Origin of the sequence: Nonomuraea sp. NPDC048882, from assembly GCF_040649755.1 — a bacterium.
Lineage (GTDB): Bacteria > Actinomycetota > Actinomycetes > Streptosporangiales > Streptosporangiaceae > Nonomuraea > Nonomuraea maheshkhaliensis.
Map to the genome: position 1 here is coordinate 441,092 of NZ_JBEZGB010000001.1, position 19,368 is coordinate 460,459.

The 19,368-nt window shown below is 71.6% G+C and carries 18 protein-coding genes; 11 read left to right on the forward strand and 7 right to left on the reverse strand.

The features are described 5' to 3' along the window. Positions 1-50: 50 nt before the first annotated feature. The 8 genes from AB0C27_RS01865 to AB0C27_RS01900 are packed head-to-tail and all read left to right on the forward strand — an operon-like array spanning position 51 to position 11,608. Positions 51-2,087 (forward strand): beta-galactosidase, encoded by a 2,037-nt coding sequence (locus tag AB0C27_RS01865; protein ID WP_357836295.1) that lies wholly within the window; start codon positions 51-53, stop codon positions 2,085-2,087. Continuing rightward, on the forward strand, positions 2,084-3,583 hold the full coding sequence (locus AB0C27_RS01870) for an alpha-L-fucosidase (RefSeq protein WP_357836297.1): 1,500 nt from the start codon (positions 2,084-2,086) through the stop codon (positions 3,581-3,583). The genes AB0C27_RS01865 and AB0C27_RS01870 overlap by 4 nt, the downstream gene beginning before the upstream one ends. Positions 3,584-3,597: 14 nt before the next feature. Continuing rightward, positions 3,598-6,153 carry a family 78 glycoside hydrolase catalytic domain gene (locus AB0C27_RS01875; RefSeq protein ID WP_357836300.1) on the forward strand — a complete coding sequence of 852 codons (2,556 nt, stop codon included), beginning with the start codon at positions 3,598-3,600 and terminating at the stop codon, positions 6,151-6,153. Continuing rightward, positions 6,150-7,142 (forward strand): hypothetical protein, encoded by a 993-nt coding sequence (locus AB0C27_RS01880; protein ID WP_357836303.1) that lies wholly within the window; start codon positions 6,150-6,152, stop codon positions 7,140-7,142. The genes AB0C27_RS01875 and AB0C27_RS01880 overlap by 4 nt, the downstream gene beginning before the upstream one ends. Beyond that, positions 7,133-8,500 carry an ABC transporter substrate-binding protein gene (locus AB0C27_RS01885; protein WP_357836306.1) on the forward strand — a complete coding sequence of 456 codons (1,368 nt, stop codon included), beginning with the start codon at positions 7,133-7,135 and terminating at the stop codon, positions 8,498-8,500. Before AB0C27_RS01880 ends, AB0C27_RS01885 begins: the two co-directional genes overlap by 10 nt. Before the next feature lies 1 nt (position 8,501). Continuing rightward, complete coding sequence (locus AB0C27_RS01890) at positions 8,502-9,377, forward strand: sugar ABC transporter permease (protein WP_357836309.1); 876 nt, start codon at positions 8,502-8,504, stop codon at positions 9,375-9,377. After that, positions 9,374-10,204, forward strand: a complete 831-nt coding sequence (locus tag AB0C27_RS01895) for a carbohydrate ABC transporter permease (RefSeq protein ID WP_357836312.1) — start codon at positions 9,374-9,376, stop codon at positions 10,202-10,204. Before AB0C27_RS01890 ends, AB0C27_RS01895 begins: the two co-directional genes overlap by 4 nt. Before the next feature lie 27 nt (positions 10,205-10,231). Continuing rightward, positions 10,232-11,608: a glycoside hydrolase family 28 protein gene (locus AB0C27_RS01900; protein ID WP_357836315.1), complete on the forward strand. Its 1,377-nt coding sequence runs from the start codon at positions 10,232-10,234 to the stop codon at positions 11,606-11,608. An 11-nt stretch (positions 11,609-11,619) separates the two neighbouring features. Here AB0C27_RS01900 and AB0C27_RS01905 read toward each other — a convergent pair whose 3' ends face one another. The 4 genes from AB0C27_RS01905 to AB0C27_RS01920 form a co-directional block, all read right to left on the reverse strand. Beyond that, positions 11,620-12,273, reverse strand: coding sequence for a hypothetical protein (locus AB0C27_RS01905; protein ID WP_357836318.1), 654 nt, complete (start codon positions 12,271-12,273; stop codon positions 11,620-11,622). Between the two features lie 127 nt (positions 12,274-12,400). Next, the gene (locus AB0C27_RS01910; protein ID WP_357836321.1) at positions 12,401-13,687 is read right to left on the reverse strand and encodes an ArsB/NhaD family transporter; all 1,287 of its coding nucleotides are present in this window, start codon (positions 13,685-13,687) and stop codon (positions 12,401-12,403) included. 199 nt (positions 13,688-13,886) lie between these two features. Continuing rightward, on the reverse strand, positions 13,887-14,345 hold the full coding sequence (locus tag AB0C27_RS01915) for a CBS domain-containing protein (protein ID WP_357836324.1): 459 nt from the start codon (positions 14,343-14,345) through the stop codon (positions 13,887-13,889). Positions 14,346-14,389: 44 nt separating this feature from the next. Next, entirely contained in the window at positions 14,390-14,674 is a 285-nt protein-coding gene (locus AB0C27_RS01920; protein ID WP_357836327.1) for a hypothetical protein, read from the reverse strand. Positions 14,675-14,909: 235 nt separating this feature from the next. On the opposite strand from AB0C27_RS01920, the gene AB0C27_RS01925 reads away from it, so the two are divergent. The 3 genes from AB0C27_RS01925 to AB0C27_RS01935 all read left to right on the forward strand — a co-directional run bounded on the left by AB0C27_RS01925 (position 14,910) and on the right by AB0C27_RS01935 (position 17,204). Continuing rightward, positions 14,910-15,863 (forward strand): sensor histidine kinase, encoded by a 954-nt coding sequence (locus tag AB0C27_RS01925; protein WP_357836330.1) that lies wholly within the window; start codon positions 14,910-14,912, stop codon positions 15,861-15,863. Then, the gene (locus tag AB0C27_RS01930) at positions 15,860-16,510 is read left to right on the forward strand and encodes a response regulator transcription factor (protein WP_346109450.1); all 651 of its coding nucleotides are present in this window, start codon (positions 15,860-15,862) and stop codon (positions 16,508-16,510) included. Before AB0C27_RS01925 ends, AB0C27_RS01930 begins: the two co-directional genes overlap by 4 nt. Positions 16,511-16,664: 154 nt before the next feature. Continuing rightward, the gene (locus AB0C27_RS01935; protein WP_357836334.1) at positions 16,665-17,204 is read left to right on the forward strand and encodes a hypothetical protein; all 540 of its coding nucleotides are present in this window, start codon (positions 16,665-16,667) and stop codon (positions 17,202-17,204) included. A 73-nt stretch (positions 17,205-17,277) separates the two neighbouring features. Here the strand turns inward: AB0C27_RS01935 and AB0C27_RS01940 are convergent, their stop codons facing one another. The 3 genes from AB0C27_RS01940 to AB0C27_RS01950 all read right to left on the reverse strand — a co-directional run bounded on the left by AB0C27_RS01940 (position 17,278) and on the right by AB0C27_RS01950 (position 19,354). Further along, a complete protein-coding gene (locus tag AB0C27_RS01940) occupies positions 17,278-17,727 on the reverse strand; it encodes a hypothetical protein (RefSeq protein ID WP_357836337.1) in 450 nt (149 codons plus the stop codon). A gap of 44 nt (positions 17,728-17,771) precedes the next feature. Further along, complete coding sequence (locus AB0C27_RS01945; protein WP_357836340.1) at positions 17,772-18,140, reverse strand: hypothetical protein; 369 nt, start codon at positions 18,138-18,140, stop codon at positions 17,772-17,774. Positions 18,141-18,298: 158 nt separating this feature from the next. Then, positions 18,299-19,354, reverse strand: coding sequence for a MurR/RpiR family transcriptional regulator (locus AB0C27_RS01950; protein WP_357836343.1), 1,056 nt, complete (start codon positions 19,352-19,354; stop codon positions 18,299-18,301). Between the last annotated feature and the right edge of the window lie 14 nt (positions 19,355-19,368).

Sequence of the window (19,368 nt, forward strand, 5' to 3'; positions counted from 1 at the left end):
TGAATAAATATATCATTCGGTAAATCGTTTTAACACTCGCTGGGGATCTCATGACGCCTCCACCCGGCATCCGATTCGGCACCGCCTACTACTGGGAATACCAGCGCGCCCCCGACCTCGGACGCGACCTCGACCTCATGGCGCGGGCGAAGATCGACACCATCCGCGTGGGCGAGTCCGTCTGGTCCACCTGGGAGCCGCGCGACGGCGTGTTCGCCCTCGACTGGATGACGCCGATCCTGGACGCGGCGCACGAGCGCGGCATGAAGGTGCTGCTCGGCACGCCCACCTACGCCGTCCCGCCGTGGTTGCAGCGCAAGCACCCCGAGCTGGCCGTCGAGCGGGCCGACCGCCGCCGGATCCCCTGGGGCGCGCGCCAGGAGGTGGACTTCACCTCCCCGGTCTTCCTCCGGTACGCCGAGCGGGTCGTCCGCGCCGTCATCGGCGAGCACGGCGGCCACCCCGCCGTGCTCGGCGTCCAGCTCGACAACGAGCCCGGCCTGCACCTCATCCACAACGAGCCGGTGTTCAAGCGGTTCAAGACCTGGCTGGCGCAACGGTACGGCGACGTCGAGCGCCTCAACGAGGAGTGGGGGCTGACCTACTGGTCGCACCGCCTGGCCGGCTGGGACGAGCTGTGGCGCCCCGAAGGCAACACGACCCCCTCCTACGACCTGGCCTGGCGCACGTTCCAGGCCGAGCTGACCACGGAGTTCATCGCCTGGCAGGCCGATCTGGTCCGCGAGCTGGTCCCCGGGGACCGCGCGCTGACCACGTGCCTGGCCTACCAGCGGCCCGCGCTGCACGACGTGCGGCTGTCGGAGCACCTGACGGTGACCAGCGGCAACGCCTACTACCTGCCGCAGGACGCGCTGGTCCACGACGACGCGGACGCGCCCGCCGAGATCTCCTGGTTCACCACCACGCCCGCCGGGCTGTTCCAGGCCGCCGACCGCATGTACGCCTCCCGGCAGGACCGGTTCTGGGTGACCGAGACCAACGCCACGTCGATCGCGGGCTCGCAGCTCAATCTGCCGCCGTACGACGGGCAGCTCCGCCAGGCGGCCTGGGCCCTGGTGGCGCGCGGGGCTGAGATGATCTCGTACTGGCACTGGCACACGCTGCCGTACGGCGCGGAGACATACTGGGGCGGCATCCTCGGCCACGCCCTCGAACCAGGCCGGATCTACGACGAGGTGGCGGCGCTGGGCGCGGAGCTCGACCGGGCCGGCGACGACCTCACGGGGCTCACGCCGGACGCCGACGTCGGATTCGTGTACGCGCACGAGAGCAAGTGGGCGCTGGGCTTCCAGCCGCCGCTCACCCTCGACGGCCGCTCCCCCGACCCCGACTCCTACGAACGCGTCGTGGCCGCCTTCTACCAGGGCGCGGCCGACGCGGGACGGCAGGCGGCGTTCATGGCGCCCGCGCAATTCAAACGTTTGCCTACGATCGTGGTGCCCGCCCTCTACTGCCTGTCCGAGGAGTTCGCCGGGGAGCTGGAGGCGTACGTACGCGACGGCGGCCACCTGATCCTCACCTTCCGCACCGGCTACGCCGACGAGGAGGCCAGGGCCCGCACCGAGATCGCGCCCGGCCCGCTGCGTGCCCTGGCCGGGGTGCGTTACCTCGAATACTCGACGCTGCTGGAGCCGGTCCCCGTGCGCTGGCCCGGCGGGCAGGACGTGGCCAGGCACTGGGCCGACGGCCTGGAGCCCGAGGGCGCCGAGCCGCTGGCGCACTACGACCACCCCCACTTCGGCCGCTGGCCCGCGATCACCCGGCACCGCGTGGGCGCGGGCACCGTGACCTACGTGGGCACGCTGCCCGGCCGCCGGCTCATGGCGGAGCTGTTCCATCAAGAAGCCCCGCACCCAAGCAAGCTTGTGGTAGCGGGCGCGCCGCAGGTCAGCGTGCACTCGGCGGTCAACGTACGCGGCGAGCGGCTCTGGTTCGCGCACAACTGGTCCGGCCACGAGAGCACGGTGACGATCACCGGCCCGGCGACCGAGGTCACCGGCCGCCGCGAGCCGCTGCGGCCTGGCCCGCTGCGGCTGGCCCCCTACGACGTACGAGTGGTGAAATGACGACGTTCCAACCCGATTGGCGGTCGCTGCGCGGCCATCGGATCCCCCAGTGGTTCGGCGAGGCGAAGTTCGGCATCTGGTCGCACTGGGGCCCGCAGTCCGTGGCGCGCTCCGGCGACTGGTACGCCCGCCACCTCTACGGCGCCCAGCCCTGGTCGGAGCCCTGGGAGAGCCGGCGGGCCACCCGCCAGCGGGCCCACCACCGCGCCCACTTCGGCCGGCGCGAGGGCGCCAAGGACCTGTTCCCGCGCTGGCGGGCCGAGCGCTTCGACCCGGACGAGCTGATCGACCTCTACGCCGCCGGCGGCGCCCGTTACTTCGTCGCCCTGGCCACCCACTGCGACAACTTCGACCTGTGGGACTCGGGCGAGCGCGGCTGGCATGCCGCCCGCGTCGGCCCGGGCCGCGACATCGTGGGCGCGTGGGAGCGGGCGGCCCGCGCGGCGGGGCTGCCGTTCGGCCTCAGCTTCCACCAGAACTGGACCTGGCGCTGGCTCGACGTGGCCCACGGCCGGGACCAGGAGACCGGCGAGCCGTACGACGGCGCGCTGACCGCGCGCGACGGCGCCGGAACCTGGTGGGAGGGCCTCGATCCGGCCGAGCTCTACCCCCGCCGGCACGACCCCGGCGCCAGGCCGCCCGCCGGGGAGTCGGAGCGCTTCTACGCCCGCGTCCGCCAGGCCCTCGACCGCTACCGCCCTGACCTGGTCTACCTCGACGACGGCCGGCTGCCGTTCGACGAGGGCAGCGTGGTGGAGTCGGAGCCGGTCAGCAAGGCCGGGCTGGACCTGCTGGCCCACTACTACAACACGTGCCCGACCGGCGGCATCGTGACGATCAAGGACGTGCCGGAGAGCGACCGCACGGCGGTGCTGCTCGACAGCGAGCGCCGCCAGCTCGACACGGCGCAGCCGTACCCGTGGCAGTTCGACACCAGCGACGGCGAGTGGTTCGACTGCTCGGACGACGACCCGATGTTCCATCCGCGCAAGTCGGCCCAGCAGGTCATTCACACGCTGATCGACGTGGTCAGCAAGAACGGCTGCCTGCTGCTGAACATCCCCCAGCACGCCGACGGCACGGTGGACGCCCGTGCCCGCGACCTGCTGGCGGAGGTGGGCGCCTGGCTGCGGGTGTGCGGCGAGGGCGTGTACGGCACGACGCCCTGGCTGCGCGCCGCCGAAGGCACGACCGGCCTGGGCGAGGTCAAGGGGTACGAGCACTACAACGAGGCCGACCGCGCCTACCGGGCCACGGACGTGCGCTTCACCCGGCGCGGCGACGCCGTCTACGCCACGCTGCTCGCCTGGCCGCAGGACCGCCGCGCCGCCATCACCAGCCTGGGCACGGCGGCCGGGCTGCTGGAGCGCGCCCCCGGGCGGGTCGAGCTGCTCGGCCACGGCCCCGTCCCCTGGCGGCTGGAACCGGAGGCCCTCTACGCGGACCTGCCGCCCGAGCCGCCCACCCGAGCCGCCCACATGATCAAGATCACCTGACGAGGAGCTCCTGCATGGTGACGACCCTCCGCACCTGCGACCTGACGGATCCGCTCGGCATCGAGCTCACCCGCCCCCCGCTGAGCTGGCAGCTCGCCGGCACCCCCGCGCAGACCGGCTACCACGTGCGGGCCGGCACCTCCCCCGGCGCGGCCGACCTGTGGGACGGCGGCGAGGTGGACTCCCCCGATCAGCGCGTCACCTACGACGGCCGCCCCCTGACCAGCCGCGCCACCGTGCACTGGCAGGTGCGCGTGCGCGACGCGGACGGGACCTGGTCGGGCTGGAGCGAGCCGGCCCGCTTCGAGCTGGGGCTGCTGGAGGAGACCGACTGGAGCGCCGAGTGGATCACCCACCCGGACTGGTACGACGAGCGGAACGACCCGCGGGCCGGAGAAGGGCACCCGCTGCCGCTGCTGGCGGGCGAGTTCACCCTGGCCGGGCCGGTCGAAGGGGCCCGCCTGTACGTGGCGGGCCTGGGCGTCTACGTGGCCTCGGTGAACGGCGCGCCGGTGACGGACGCCGTGCTGGAGCCGCCGTACTCGGACTTCACGAGGCGCGTCGTGTACGCCACCCACGACGTGACGGCGCTGCTGCGCGAGGGCGCGAACGCGATCGGCGTCGCCCTCGGCCCCGGCATCGCGCACGTCTTCCCGCACCAAGACCGCTACATGAAGTTCTACGGCTCCCAGGGCGCGCCCAGGGCCATCGCGCAGCTGGAGGTCCGCTACGCCGACGGGACCTCGGACCGCTTCACCACCGGCGCGGACTGGCGGGCCACGCACGGGCCGGCCACCCGCTCGCACTGGTACGGCGGCGAGGACCACGACGCCCGCCTGGAGCTTCCCGGCTGGGACGCCCCCGGCACGGACCGCTCCGGCTGGCGCCCGGTGACCGTCAGGCCCGAGGGGACCGGCATGCTGCGCGCCAGAGCCTGCCCGCCGATCAGGATCACCGAGGAGCTGCCCGCCACGGCCAAGCTCGTCGCCACCGACGGCACCCCCGTCTTCGACGTCGGCGCGGTCGTGGCCGGCTGGCCCGGGCTGCGGCTCGACCTCCCGGCCGGCCGGTACCTGCGGCTGCTGCCCGGCGACCAGCTCGACGCGTTCGGCCGCGTGGTGCAGTCGAAGCCCACGACCGGCGCGCCGATCTTCAACACGTACGTCACCAAGGACGGCCCGCAGACCTGGCACCCGAGCTTCCGCTACGACGGCTTCCGCTACGTCGAGGCCCAGGGCCTGCCCGAGCACGTCGGCGCCGAGGCGCTGACCGCGCTGGTGCTGCGCGCGGACAACGAGCACATCGGCACGTTCGAGACCTCCGACCCGCTGCTCGACGACATCCACACGATCATCGACCGCGCGGTGCGCGGCAACATGTACAGCGTCCTGACCGACTGCCCGCACCGGGAGAAGCTGGGCTGGCTGGAGCAGGCCCACCTGCTGTTCGACGTCGTCGCCTACAACTACGACGTGGCCGCCTACTGCCGCGAGCTGCTGGTCACCATCGCCGAGTCCCAGACGGAGGACGGCCTCGTCCCCGACATCGCCCCCGAGTACCTGGTCTTCGACGGCGGCTTCCGCGACGACCCGAACTGGGGCGGCGCGATCGTGCGCATGCCATGGCAGCTCTACCGCCGCTACGGCGGCACCACCGCGCTGGTGACGCACTACGACGCGATGCGCCGCTACGTCGGCTACCTGACGAGCCAGGCCGAGGACGGCATCACGAGCCAGGGCCTCGGTGACTGGCTGGCCCCCGACTCCACCACGCCCGTCGCGCTCCCCTCGACCTGGGGCTACTGGCGCGCGGCCGCCACCATGGCCAGGGCCGCCGCCGTCCTGGGCCGCGACGACGACGCCAAGCGTTACACGGCGCTGAGCGAGGACATCGTGGCCGCCTTCGCCCGGCGGTTCGCCGGCTGCCGCACGCAGGCGGCACGGATCCTGACCCTGGACATGGGCCTCACCCCGGACGAACCGGACGCGCTCGACCGGCTGAGCGACGCCGTGCGCGCCGGGGAGATCACGGTCGGCGAGGTGGTGCTGCCCGCGCTGTTCCGGGTGCTCGGCCGGGCCGGGCGGCACGACGCGCTGTGGGCGTGGGCGACCTCCACCAGCCACCCCAGCTACGGCTACCAGGTGCGCCACGGCGCCACCGCCCTGACCGAGGCATGGGACGGCCCCACGTTCGGGCTGTCACAGAACCACTACATGCTGGGCGCCATCGACTCCTGGTTCTACCGGGGGCTCGGCGGCCTCGGCCAGGCCCCGAACTCGAACGGCTTCCGCCGGCTGCTCGTCGCGCCCGCCGCGCCGGGCGACCTGGAGTCGGTGCGGGCGAGCACGAAGACCCCCTACGGGCGGGCCGCGGTGTCGTGGCGGCGCTCCGAGGAGGAGTTCACCCTGGAGGTGGAGGTGCCGCCCGGCTCGTCGGCCGAGGTGCGCCTGCCTGACTCGCTGCGCGGCGACGGCCTCGAACGGCACCGGGCGCCCGCCGAGGCGGTCGCGACTGGCACCGGGGCCTGGGACGTGCCCGCCGGGCGCTGGACGTTCGAGGCCCGCCGATGAGCGGCTACGACCCGGCCCGGATCAGGACCCCGTACAAGGCGGACCGCCTGCTGGTGGCGCCGTCGGGCGAGCCGGGCAGCTTCGACGAGCTCTTCGTGGACTGCCCGTTCGTCTGCTCCGACGGCGGCGAGTACCTGATGACGTACGTCGGCTTCGACGGGACCGGCTACCAGACCGCGCTGAGCCGCTCGCGCGACCTGGAGTCCTGGTCGCCAGGGCGGGTAATCCTCCCCCGCGACCCCGATCACCCCCACCGCCGCTACAACGCCGCGCTGACCTCGATCGTGCGGGACAACCGGCTGCACTCGTCCGGCCAGGTGAGCAGGATCGGCGGGCGGGCGGTCGGCACGTACCACGCCTATCCGGAGCCCGGCATGGAGACGGGCGCCGCGATCATCGGCTTCTGCGTCAGCGACGACCTGCTGAGCTGGACGGACACCGGCTCGGTGCTGCGCCCGCAGGACGGCGGCGCGTGGGAGCGCGGCGGCCTGTACAAGTCGTGGCTGCTGCGCCACGACGGCCTCTACTACTGCTTCTACAACGCCAAGAACCGCACCTACGACGGCTGGCGCGAGCAGATCGGCTACGCCGTCTCCCCCGACCTCGAACGCTGGGACCGGCCGCGGCGCACGCCGGTGATCCCGAACGGCGGCGCGGGCGCGTTCGACGAGCGCTTCGCCTCCGACCCGTGCGTGCTGCGCGACGGCGACTGGTGGGTGATGTTCTACTTCGGGCTCTCCTTCGACGGCCACGCCCGCGAGGGGTACGCGGTCTCGCGCGACCTGCGCACCTGGGAGAAGGGCACGGAGATCCTGGTCGACGTGGGGCCGCCGGGCTCGGCCGACGACACCTACGCGCACAAGCCCGCCGTCGTCGCCCGCGACGGGCGCCTGCACCACTTCTACACGGCGGTGCGGCGGGCCGAGCCGTACCCGGTAGGCGCGCACACGATGACCGAGCGGCGGGGGGTGTCGGTGGCATGGTCGTGAGCAGGCGCGCGGCGCTGAAGACGTTCGCCGGGGCGGCCGGGCTGGCCGCGCTGTCCGGCTGCCGGGTGGTCGAGGGCGGCCCGCCCGCCAACACGCAGGGCCTCAGCAAGAAGCCCGCCCCTGGACGGCGGGTGAACATCACCTTCTACAGCCTGTTCGGCGGCGTGGACGGCCAGGGCTGGGTGGAGCTGGCCAGGCGGTTCGAGTCGGTGCAGGACGAGATCGGGGTCGAGGTGGTGTACGCGCCGCCGACCGGCCAGGGCGAGCAGCAGAAGCTGCTGGTGTCCATCGCCGCCGGCGACCCGCCCGATCTGGCCATGGTCATCCCGTTCCAGGTGCCGCAGTGGGCGGAGCTGGGCATCATGACCGACCTCACCGACCTCGTCCGCTCGGCCGGGCTGGGCGAGCGGGACTTCCTGCCGGCCGTCTGGCAGGGCATGCGCTGGCGGGACCGGGTCTGGCAGCTCCAGTGGGACGTGGACCCGAACTTCCCCTTCTACTGGAACAAGCGGCTGTTCCGCGAGTGCGGCCTCGACCCCGAGCGGCCGCCGCGCACGATCTCCGAGGTGAACGAGTTCTCCCGGCACATCACGCGGGTGGGCCGCGCCGGCGCCGACCGCGCCGGGCTGGTGCCCTGGCAGGTCGCGGGCTTCGCCAACGCCGCCTTCACCTGGGGCTTCGCCTTCGGCGGCGACTTCGTGGACCCGCGGACCGGCCAGGTGACCCCCGACGACGAGCGGGTGGTGGCGGCGGTCGACTGGATGGCCGGGTACGCCCGCTCGCTGGGCGGCGCCGAGCGGCTCAACGTGGCGCCGCCGACCCTGCAGATGAACCCCTTCGGCTACGGCCACATGGGCATGGCCCCGCTCGGGCCGCGCAGCGTGACCCAGATCCTGGAGGCGCGGCCGGACTTCGAGTACGGGTCGACGCTGCTGCCGTACGAGCCGCCAGGCGCCTCCAAGCCGGGCGCGGGCACGTGGATCGGCGGCTGGGGCGCGTTCATCCCGTCGGAGGCGCGGCATCCGGAGGCGGCGTGGGAGTTCCTGCGCTGGTTCTCGGCCACGCCCGAGGGCACGCTGGCCGAGTTCGAGACCGTCAACTACCCGCCCGGCTACCTCGGCTCGCCCGCCATGGAGCGAATGCGGGCCGACCCGATCCTGCGACCCTCGTACGACGCGATGCTGGCCGCCACCCACATCAAGCCGTCGCTGCCCGAGACCAACTACTTCAGCCAGCAGCTGGAGATCCACGTGGCGCGGGCGGTGTACGGCGAGGTGTCCGCGAAGGAGGCGCTGGGCGTGGTCAAGGAGAACACCCGCCGCGAGGCCGAGCGGTTCAAGAACCAGATGGGACTGTGAGATGCGGAGAAACGTCCTCTGGGGGCTGGTGTTCACCTCGCCGGCGATCATCGGGCTGCTCTGGTTCACCGGCTACCCCGTGCTGGCCTCGCTCTACTACAGCTTCACCTCGTACACGATGGTCAACCCGCCCGAGTGGATCGGCCTGGCCAACTACGCCGACCTGCTGACCGACCAGGTGTGGTGGGAGTCGCTGGGGAACACGCTCTACATCGTGCTCTGGTCGGTCCCGCTCGGGATCGTCGTGGCGCTCGGGCTGGCGCTGCTGCTCAACCTGGGCGTGGGCGGGCGCTCGGTCTACCGCACGGTGTTCTACCTGCCCACGATCGTGCCGGCGGTCGCCTCGGGCGTGCTCTGGATGTACATCTTCGACCCCCAGTACGGCCTGCTCAACGACGCCCTGGCCAAGATCGGCGTCACCGGGCCCGGCTGGCTGTCCGACCCCGCCTGGGCCAAGCCGGCGCTGATCGTGATGAGCGCGTGGGGGGTCGGCAACCTCATGGTCATCCTGCTCGCCGGGCTCCAGGACGTGCCTGTGACGCTGCAGGAGCAGGCCGCCTCCGACGGAGCAGGCCGGCTGTCCAGGTTCCGCCACGTCACGCTGCCGTACGTCAGCCCGCACCTGCTGTTCGCCCTGGTGACCGGGCTGATCGGCGGCTTTCAGTTCTTCACGCCGGTGTTCGTCATGACCGGCGGCACGGGCAGCCCGGCGGGCTCCACGCTGGTGTCGGGCCTGTACCTGTACCAGAACGCTTTCCAGTACTTCAAGGTCGGCTACGCCTCGGCGATCGCCTGGGTGCTCTTCGCGATCGTGGCCGCCATCACCGTCGCCACGTTCCGGCTGGCCGGGCGGCGCGTCTACTACGGAGGCCGATGATGTACCGGCGGCTCATGCGGGCGATGGCCGCGCACGCGGTCCTGATCACGCTCGGCATCGTGTTCCTGCTGCCGTTCGTGTGGATGGTGACGACGTCGCTGAAGACGGTCGACGTGCTGAACACCTTCCCCGTCGTCTGGTTTCCCGACAAGATCACCTTCTCGAACTACGTGGACGGGCTGCAGGTCTTCCCGTTCGCCCGCTACTTCCTCAACACGATGGTCGTGTGCGCGTTCTCGATGCTGGGGGCGGTGCTGTCGAGCTCGTTCATCGCGTACGGGCTGGCCTGCATCGACTGGCCGGGGCGCAACGTCGTCTTCGTGGCGCTGCTGGCCACGATGATGATCCCGTTCTACGTGACGATGGTGCCGCTGTTCTCGCTCTTCCGCGAGATGGGATGGACGAACACCTACCTGCCGCTCATCGTGCCGCACTTCTTCGGCGGGCCGTTCTTCGTCTTCCTGCTGCGCCAGTTCTTCCGCGGCATCCCCCGCGACCTGCTGGACGCCGCCCGCGTGGACGGCGCGGGCGAGCTGCGCATCTACGCGCGCATCGTGCTGCCGCTGGCCAAGCCGGCGCTGGCGGCCGTGGCGCTGTTCCAGTTCCTGGCGGCGTGGGGGGACCTGCTGGGGCCGCTGATCTACCTGTCCGACTCCGACATGTACACGCTGTCGCTCGGGCTGACCTATTACTCCACCCAGTACAGCACCCAGTTCGGGCCGCTGATGGCGGCCAGCACGGTGATCCTCATCCCGGTCATCGTGCTGTTCTTCCTGGCCCAGCGCACCTTCATCCAGGGCATCACGCTCACCGGGGTGAAGGGCTGAACCCCCCCATCCAGACGGAGGACCTCGATGGAACAGTCCCGCAGGAGATTCCTGGCCGTGGCCGCAGGCGGCTTACTGGTGACGCCGGCCGTGGCCGGTCGCGCCGAGGCCGGCACGGCGTGGAGCCGGGTGCCGGCGATCAGGCGCCGGATCAGGCCGCCCCGCTTCCCCCGCCGCGTCTTCTCCGTCACCGGCCACGGGGCCGTCGGCGACGGGAGCACCACGTGCACCGAGGCGTTCGCCAGGGCCGTCGCGGCCTGCTCGGCGGCGGGCGGCGGGCGCGTGCTGGTGCCGGCGGGGACGTACCTGACCGGCGCCATCCACCTGGCCGACAACGTGGACCTGCACCTGGAGGCCGGTGCCACCATCCGCTTCAGCCGCGACCCCGCCGACTACCTGCCCGTCGTCGCCACCCGGTACGAGGGCATCGAGCTGATGAACTACTCCCCGTTCATCTACGCCCACGGCCGGACCAACGTGGCCATCACCGGCGAAGGCGTGATCGACGGGCAGGCCGACGCCACGCACTGGTGGGACTGGTCGAGCGACCCCGCCCCGTCGGAGGGTCCCGACAAGAAGCTGCTCGCCCAGCTCGCCGAGGACGGCGTGCCGGTGGCCGAGCGGGTCTTCGGCGAAGGCCACTACCTGCGGCCGAACCTCATCCAGCTCTACCGCTGCCGCAACGTGCTGATCGAGGGGGTGACGGTCAAGGACTCCCCCATGTGGAACATCCATCCGGTCCTGTGCGTCAACGTGACCGTGCGCGGGGTCACCGTGGACAGCCCGAACGGCCCCAACAACGACGGCTGCGACCCCGAGTCGTGCGTGGACGTGCTGATCGAGCAGTGCGAGTTCAACACCGGCGACGACTGCGTGGCCGTCAAGGCCGGCAAGAACGCCGACGGCCGCCGGGTGAACGAGCCGTCCATGAACATCCTGGTGAACTCGTGCGTCATGCGTGACGGCAACGGCGGCGTGACGGTCGGCAGCGAGACGACCGGCGGCGTGCGCTGGGTGTTCGCCTGGAACTGCACGATGAGCAGCGCCCGGCTGGAGCGCGCGATCCGGATCAAGACCAACCCCGAGCGCGGCGGTTACGTCAGGGACCTGTACTTCAGGGACATCACGGTGGGGCAGGCCGCCGACGCGGTGGTGGAGGTGGCGCTGAACTACGAGAACAAGCACACCGGCCCGTACTTCCCCGACGTGGGCGGCATCGACATCCGCCGGCTGCGGGCCGGGCGGGCGCCGCGGGCGTTCACCCTGATCGGCAATCCGGGCAACCCGATCAGGGGCGTGCGGGTGAGCGACAGCGTCTTCGAGGAGATGGCCGAGCCGGACGTGGTGACCGACGTGACCGGCTTCGAGCTGCGGAACGTGCGGGTCAACGGCCGGCGCGTCTAAAAGGCGGCCGTTCAGGGCCGGCCGGCGGGGGTGAGCTCCCTGGGCGGGGTGCTCACGCCTGCCTCGGCCGAGGTCCCCCGGCCGAGCAGCAGCGTGCCCAGCCACACCACCGCCATGCCCACCGCGACCAGGTTCGAGCCCTTGCCGTCCATGAACGTGGCCGCGGCCAGCAGCACCACGCCGCCGGCCGTGACCGCCGCGCTGACCGGCGTCACCCGGCGCAGCACGCCGAGGAGCACCGCCTGGACGAGCAGCGCGGCGTAGAACAGCTGCGCCCCGGGGCCGTACACCAGCGGGTCCACCCCCGGGTAGCCCTGCACCCGCTCCAGCAGCGCCCGCATGGCCTCCCCGTCCGTCGCGGCGAACCCGGCGTACAGGTCGATGCCGAGCTGGACCAGGTTGGCGGCCACGCTGAACAGGGCGAGCCCGGTCAGCGCCGTCACCGCCACCCGCCGCCCGCCCGTCACCGGCCCGGCCAGGCCGCGCATGGCCGCCGTCATCAGGCCGAACATCAGGAACGCCGCCAGCCAGAGCGCGTGCGCGGCCGTCCACCAGGGCCCGGGTTCCAGGTCCCCGTGAATGGGACGCATGAGGAACCAACCGGCCAGCAGGGCAGCGGGTCCGGCGGTGAAGGAGATCTGGGCCAGGCGGTTCGCGGGGTTCATAGCTGCCACGATGCCCCGCGCCGCCCGCCCGGATCATCGGTGATCGTCCCTGATTTACCCCTGGCCCGCACTCAGGGACGGGCTCAGGTGTGCGGGGCCAGAATGTACGGCTCGACGGCTCGACGGCTCAGGTGAAGTAACGCATCCAGACGTACAGCCAGGCCATCAGCGTGCTCAGGATCGTCACCACGATGCCGTACCTGGTGAACTGCCAGAAGGAGATCTTGTGCCCGTTGCGCGCGGCGATCCCGATGGCCACCACGTTGGCGCTGGCCGCGACCGCGGTGCCGTTCCCGCCGAAGTCGGCGCCCAGGGCGAAGGCCCACCACAGCGCCTGCCCGATCTGCGGGTCGGGGGCCGCGGCGACCACGCCCTCGACGATGGGGGCGGTCGTGGCGACGTACGGGATGTTGTCGAAGAAGGCGCCCAGCGCGCTGGAGCCGAACAGCAGCGCCGTGGCGGCGACGAAGTAGTTGTCGCCCAGCGTCTCCACCGCCCACGTGCCGATCGAGGCGATCAGGCCGGTGTGCACGAGGCCCCCGACCATGACGAACAGCCCCATGAAGAAGACCAGCGTGGGCCACTCGACCTCGTCCAGCACGTCGGACACGCCGGCCCGGGAGACCAGCAGCATCACCCCGGCGCCCACCAGCGCCACGATCGACGGCTCGACGTGCAGCACCGCGTGCAGCCCGAACCCGAGCACGACCGCGCCCAGCACCACCAGGCAGCGCACCAGCAGCCGCGGGTCGGTGATCGCCCGCCGCTCCTGCAGCGCCATCACCTCGGCCACGTGCTCGGCGTTGTACTGGAACGAGCTGCGGAACAACCACCGCGTGAGCAGCACGAACACCGCGAAGACGACCACCACGATCGGGGCCATGTGCGCGAGGAAGTCGTTGAAGGTGAGCCCGGCGCGGCTGCCGATGATGATGTTCGGCGGGTCGCCGATGAGCGTGGCCGCGCCGCCGATGTTGGAGGCCAGCACCTCTGCGATCAGGTACGGCTGCGCCGCGATCCGCAGCCGGTTGCACACCACGATGGTGACCGGCGCGACCAGCATGATGGTGGTGACGTTGTCGAGGAAGGGCGAGGCGACGGCGGTGATCGCCATCAGCATGACCATCAGCCGGTACGGCCGCCCTTTCGACCGCTTGGCCGCCCAGATGGCGAGGTAGTCGAAGATGCCCGTCTGCTTGATGATCCCGACGATGATCATCATGCCGAGGAGCAGGAAGATGACGTTCCAGTCGATGCCCTCGTGCTCGGAGAAGAACACCTCGGCGCCGGGGATGAGGCCCAGCACGGCCATCAGCCCGGCGGCGATGAGCACCACTTTGACCTTGTTCGCCTTCTCGGTGGCGATGAAGAAGAAGGCCACCAGGAAGATCGCCAGTGCGACGAAGGCGCTCATCCGTCCTGTCCCGGCGGTCCGGCCTGCACGGTGCTCCCGGCGGGACAGAGGTGACGTTCGGGACATGACATCATCGAACGGCACGGACGGGACAGACGGTACGGCGAGTACGGCGAGCACATGGCAAGGGCCTCCGAGCGGTGAACATGCGGCGACCCGGACGCGGCCGACGGCGCACGCCCGGTCAGGGAAAAGGGGGTCAGTCGTCCGAGCCGGACAGGACCAGGGTGGTCAGCAGCCGCTCCAGGGTGATCGCCCCGGCGAGGACGCCGTCGCGGCCGACGACCGCGACGATCGGGCTGCGCAGGCGGGCCATCAGGGCCGCCACCTCCAGCAGGGTCGCGTCGAGCCGTACCGTCGCGGGCGTGGCGGGCCGGCGCGGCAGGCAGTCGCCCACCGACAGGTCGCCCAGCTCACCCCAGAACAGGTCGGCGTGCGCCTCGTCGATCGTCCGGCAGAGCGCCGGGTCCTCCTGGTACGCCCCCGGCACCGCCAGCCGCAGGACCTGCGTGCCCGGGAGCACGCAGGACGGGCGCCCCTGGTCGTCCACGACGATCAGGCCGGGCATCCGGCCGAGGGCCATGAGCCGCACGGCCTTGGTGACGGGGTCGTGGACGGTCACCGTGGGCAGGTTCACGGCGATATTGCTGGCGTGCATGACATCATCCCGTTCGACGAGTCGACCGGGTGTCCCCGGCGACGTCATGGCGTCGCCCCGGTCAACCGGGCGACGCGGCGTTCCAGGTCGGCCAGCCGGTCGGGCAGGGACCTGCTGTGCAGCAGGTCGGCGATCTGGTCGGCTTCGTCCTGGTCGAGGACGATGGTCTGCACCGGCTCGTCCGCGTCGGCGGAGTCGTAGACGAGGAACCGCCGCCGTCCGCCGCTCTCCACGAGCAGTCCGAAGCGCTGGCCCGCGCGGGTGACGAGGTGGTGCACGATGTCTCTTCCGGGGCCGTTGCCCGGCACGGTCGTGCGAGTGACGTCCATGTCGCTGCCTCCCATCCGGCTCTGCTCCAGTCTTCAGAAAGCGACACTTCGGGACTATTGGGCATGACACCCATCTGTGCAGGGATACAACATGTAGGACGGTCTGCCGGATGAGGGCCAGACCGGATGGACAACCAGGTCGGACAACGAAGAGGCTGGTGGCATGAACGACCGCGCAGGGGGGCGGCCGGCTGACGTGAGCGGCCCGGGAGCGCCGCGTCCTCCGGCTCAGGCGTTGTTCCGACGGCTGATGGTGATCAACGGGCTGGTCTTCGCCGTCGGCACATTCGTGCTCGCGATCTCTCCCGCCACCGTGTCCTCACCGGTGCTGCTGGCCGAGGTTCCGGTCCTGCTGGTGGGGCTGGCGGTGATGCTCTTCGCCAACGCGCTGCTGCTGCGCCGCAGCCTGGCCCCGCTGGACGCGCTGACCACGCTCATGCAGCGGGTGGACCTGCTGCGCACCGGCGACCGGCTGGCCGACAGCGGCAACAGCGACCTCACCCATCTCATCGACACGTTCAACGCGATGCTGGACCGGCTGGAGGCCGAGCGCAGCGCGAGCAGCGCGCACGCGCTGGCCGCGCAGGAGGGCGAACGCCAGCGCATCGCCCGCGAGCTGCACGACGAGATCGGCCAGAGCCTGACCGTGGTGCTCCTCGGCCTGAAGCGGGTGGTCGACCGCGCGCCGCCCGATCTGTGCGAGGAGCTGCACGCCGTGCAGGAGACCGTACGCGCCAGCCTCGACGAGGTCCGCCAGGTCGCCCGCCGCCTGCGCCCCGGCGTACTGGAGGACCTCGGCCTGCACGCCGCGCTCAGCGCGCTGGCCGCCGACGTCTCCCGGATGGGCGGCATCCCGGTCACCCGCGCCATCGAGCCCGACCACCCGGCGCTGGGCGCGGACGTCGAGCTGGTCCTCTACCGGATCGCGCAGGAGAGCCTGACCAACATCGCCAGGCACGCCCGCGCCACCCGCGCCGAACTGTCGCTGACGGCCGGGGACGGCTGCCTGGTCCTGCGCATCTCCGACAACGGCCGGGGCGGCGCGCGCGAGGACGGCGCCGGGATCCGGGGCATGCGCGAACGCGCCCTGCTCATCGGCGCCCGGCTGACCGTCGACTCCCCGCCAGGCGAGGGCACCCATGTGCGCCTGGTCATCCCGGATCCCGCGAATCGGAGCACACTCTCGTGAACAAGACCCGGATCCTGCTGGCCGACGACCACGCGCTCGTCCGCCGGGGGCTGCGGCTCATCCTCGACGCCGAGCCCGACCTGGAGGTCGTCGCCGAGGCCGCCGACGGCGCCGAGGCCGTGGCGGCGGCCTCCGAGGAGACGGTGGACCTGGCCATCCTCGACATCGCGATGCCGCGCATGACGGGCCTCCAGGCCGCCAGGGAGATCTCCCGCCGGGCGCCCGGCGTCCGCATCCTGATCCTGTCCATGTACGACAACGAGCAGTACTTCTTCGAGTCGCTCAAGGTCGGCGCCTCCGGCTACGTGCTCAAGTCGGTCGCCGACCAGGACCTGCTGGAGGCGTGCCGGGCCACGATGCGCGGGGAGCCGTTCCTCTACCCGGGCGCGGTGACCGCGCTGATCCGCGACTACCTGCAGCGGGACCGGGAGGGCGACCGCATGCCGGAGAGCATCCTGACGCCGCGCGAGGAGGAGATCGTCAAGCTGATCGCGGAGGGCAACTCGGCCAAGGAGATCGCCGAGACGCTGGTGATCAGCGTGAAGACGGTGGACCGGCACCGGGCGAACATCCTCGCGAAGCTCGGCATGCGCGACCGCCTCGACCTGACCCGCTACGCGATCCGGGCCGGCCTCGTCGAACCCTGACGCGTTCCGCGCTCCCCGGCATCCCCTGGCATTCCCGGCGTCCCCGGCATTCCCGGCGGCGGCGCGAACGCCGGGAGGGCCTTGATCCGGTGGCGGACCGCGGTGTTACGTTGAAGAAGGCGTGCACGAACCCCGGTGAAGGATGTGGTCTCCCGTGCTCTACCTCTTCGGATTCGATCGGATCGGCGTGGCCGTGAGCGACATCTACTTCGTCGACCCCGACCCGCTCGCCGGCCAGGAGGGAGCGGAGCGCGGGGTGCGGCTGGAGCTGCGCCGCCTCGACCAGGGCGAGCTCAAGGGCTCGATCTACTCGGCCAGGCCCATCACCGTGGACCGCCCGATCTGGCGGGTCGACCTGCTGGAGTCGGTCTCGGGGACGCCGGGCAGCTTCGACCGCACCCACCACCATCCCGGAGTGGACGGCTGGGAGCCGGGGCGGCGGGTGTTCGACCGGCAACTGTCGCAGGAGCCGCTCAAGTGGCTCGGCGAACGGCTGGCCGACCTGGAGACGGTGCTGGATCAGGCCGGGGTCGAGCCGGACGAGGTCAGCCCGGCCGACGTGACGGGCCTGCGCGAGCGGACGCCGGAGATCGTCGAGACGGTCGCCCGCCTGCTCGACGCCGTACGCGCCGGGCAGGCGGGGCTCCCCGAGGGCGACGGCTCTGGCACCAGCGTGCGGGCCAGCTGGCTGTAGGAGGGTGGTTCGGCGGGCCGCCGGAGAGACGCCGGCGGCCCGCCTGCCGACTCGGCAGCAGGAAGTGAGCCCGTCAGAGGAACTTGTCGGCGGACCTGCACGTCATGAGCGCGTTCACGGCCAGGCCCCCGGTGAGCGGGTTTTCCAGCACTCCACATCCGGCCAGGTAATTGCCTCGCCTGGCAATCGCGCCGAACACCGCTCCGGAGTACAGCTGCCTGCCGGTGGGATTGGAGATCCGTGGCTGGACGCTGCATCTGATGGCGTTGTCGCAGGTCTTCGTGGCGCGCACGCTTCTCAACGGGACACTGTGACGGGTGACGTCCGCCACGACGATGATGCGGCTCTGTACCCGGTCGCAGACGATGACGTACGAGGCCACGACGGCGGAGCCGCTCGTGTAGATGCTGGAGACGTTTCCGCGGCAGTTGTCACGGTTGGCGGCCTGCGCCGGCATCGCTCCGACGAACATGGAGCCCACGGCGACCGCCGACACGAGGGCGACTCTCGTCAGCTTGTTCATGAAACCCCTTCGCGAGTGATCGTGCGGGGAGTCCGATCACAGCGTCAGGTCTGGAACTGGAACGATCCGCGCAGGATGGTGCCGCGACCGCTCCAGAAGCTCTCGTAGTCGGCCCGGTAGGTGACGTTGTCGAACGCGGAGACCTGCTTGCAGGTGGCGCCCGGGTGCTTGACGTTGTCGTCCCTGATGACGATGGGCGTTCCGATCACTCCCGGGCGGCTGAGTGACACCTCCACCCAGGCCGTCCCGGTGGTGTTGTCCGCAAGGACGCACAGCTCGTTGGTGGTGTCGTTGTAACGGACGATCCCGTCCCCGACGTCGCGCTGGAAGCTCGCCGCCAGGGCCGGTTGAGCCAGAATGACGCTCGCCGCCGCGACAGCGGCGCCGACGATGACTGACTTGAGGTATTTCATCGTGCCTCCTTCTCCCGGACGGAGATCACTCCTCCGCAATGCCGGAGATAGGGCCTCCGGCAGAAGAGATCCCTGGCCCAGGTCACTGGCGTGATCGTCGCACGCACCGGCATCAGCCTGGAATACGACGGGAATACGCCCGAGCGCCGCCCGGTGGGTCAGGAGTGGTCGCCGGCGGTGGGGCGGCGGTGGAGGAGGCCGAACTTGGCCCACATCGCCTCGGCCGCCTCGATCGAGGCTCCCGTACGCGCCGGATCCACGGCGGCGAGCTGGGTGACCAGGGCCTGCGCGACGGCGATGCCGGCGGTGAGCGAGGGGAAGAACGCCTCGCCCTCCGCCGGCACGATCACCACCTGCTCGGCCGCGCTGGCCAGGGCCGGGCTGGCCGCGTCGGTCAGGGCGAACACCCGCACCCCGCGCGAGCGGGCCTCGTTGGCGGCCAGCACCGTGCTCTGGTACAGGCGCCAGAAGCTGATCGCGATCAGGACGTCGCCTTCGCCGATCGCGGCCATCGCGTTGGCCAGCTCCGCGTCGCCCGCCGTCACCGCGCGCACCGGATAGCCGGCCAGCCGGGCGTTGTGTGCGAGCGCCAGCCCGACGGCGGCGTAGCTGCCGTCGGCGACGATCACCGTGTGCCGCGCCGCCGCCATCGCCTCGGCGATCGTGAGCAGCACGCTCTCGTCCAGGCGCCGGTTGAGCAGCGCCAGGCTGTCGAGGTCGCGACGCAGCGAGCGGGAGCTGGGCGAGCCGGTGCCCCGGTGCTCGGCGGCCACCTGGCCGGCGCTGAGCGAGGACAGGTAGCGGGCGCGCAGCTCCTGCTGGAGCGCCGGCCAGCCGGCGAAGCCGAGCGCCTGCGCGGTGCGGGTGACGGTGGCGACGTTGACGCCGGCGATCTGGGCCAGCTCCCCCGCCGAGCCGAACGAGGCACGGCGCGGCTGCGACAGCAGGACTTCGAGCACGGCGGCCGCCTTGCCGCGCAGCCCGCGCACCGGCAGCCGCTCCCGCAGCCAGTCCTCGTAACTGTCCGCACTACTGGCCGCACTACTGGCCGCACTACTGGCCGCACTACTGGCCGCACTACTGGCCGCACTGCTGGCCGCACTGCCCAGCACCTCCGACCCGGCCGCGTCAGCGCAAGCCGCGTCGTCAGCGCTGGTCGCGGCGCCGGGCGCGTCGTTCGCGCTGGTCGCGGTGCCTGTGGCGCCCTCTGTCACCTGTCCCCTTTCGC

Bases quoted from the DNA above. Each gene is read 5' to 3' on its own strand.
- AB0C27_RS01880 (WP_357836303.1), top strand. From the start codon at position 6,150: ATGAGCGGCTACGACCCGGCCCGGATCAGGACCCCGTACAAGGCGGAC.
- AB0C27_RS01920 (WP_357836327.1), bottom strand. From the start codon at position 14,674: ATGGACGTCACTCGCACGACCGTGCCGGGCAACGGCCCCGGAAGAGAC.
- AB0C27_RS01910 (WP_357836321.1), bottom strand. From the start codon at position 13,687: ATGAGCGCCTTCGTCGCACTGGCGATCTTCCTGGTGGCCTTCTTCTTC.
- AB0C27_RS01890 (WP_357836309.1), top strand. From the start codon at position 8,502: ATGCGGAGAAACGTCCTCTGGGGGCTGGTGTTCACCTCGCCGGCGATC.
- AB0C27_RS01940 (WP_357836337.1), bottom strand. From the start codon at position 17,727: ATGAACAAGCTGACGAGAGTCGCCCTCGTGTCGGCGGTCGCCGTGGGC.
- AB0C27_RS01915 (WP_357836324.1), bottom strand. From the start codon at position 14,345: ATGCACGCCAGCAATATCGCCGTGAACCTGCCCACGGTGACCGTCCAC.
- AB0C27_RS01885 (WP_357836306.1), top strand. From the start codon at position 7,133: ATGGTCGTGAGCAGGCGCGCGGCGCTGAAGACGTTCGCCGGGGCGGCC.
- AB0C27_RS01945 (WP_357836340.1), bottom strand. From the start codon at position 18,140: ATGAAATACCTCAAGTCAGTCATCGTCGGCGCCGCTGTCGCGGCGGCG.
- AB0C27_RS01905 (WP_357836318.1), bottom strand. From the start codon at position 12,273: ATGAACCCCGCGAACCGCCTGGCCCAGATCTCCTTCACCGCCGGACCC.
- AB0C27_RS01870 (WP_357836297.1), top strand. From the start codon at position 2,084: ATGACGACGTTCCAACCCGATTGGCGGTCGCTGCGCGGCCATCGGATC.
- AB0C27_RS01900 (WP_357836315.1), top strand. From the start codon at position 10,232: ATGGAACAGTCCCGCAGGAGATTCCTGGCCGTGGCCGCAGGCGGCTTA.
- AB0C27_RS01875 (WP_357836300.1), top strand. From the start codon at position 3,598: ATGGTGACGACCCTCCGCACCTGCGACCTGACGGATCCGCTCGGCATC.
- AB0C27_RS01865 (WP_357836295.1), top strand. From the start codon at position 51: ATGACGCCTCCACCCGGCATCCGATTCGGCACCGCCTACTACTGGGAA.
- AB0C27_RS01895 (WP_357836312.1), top strand. From the start codon at position 9,374: ATGATGTACCGGCGGCTCATGCGGGCGATGGCCGCGCACGCGGTCCTG.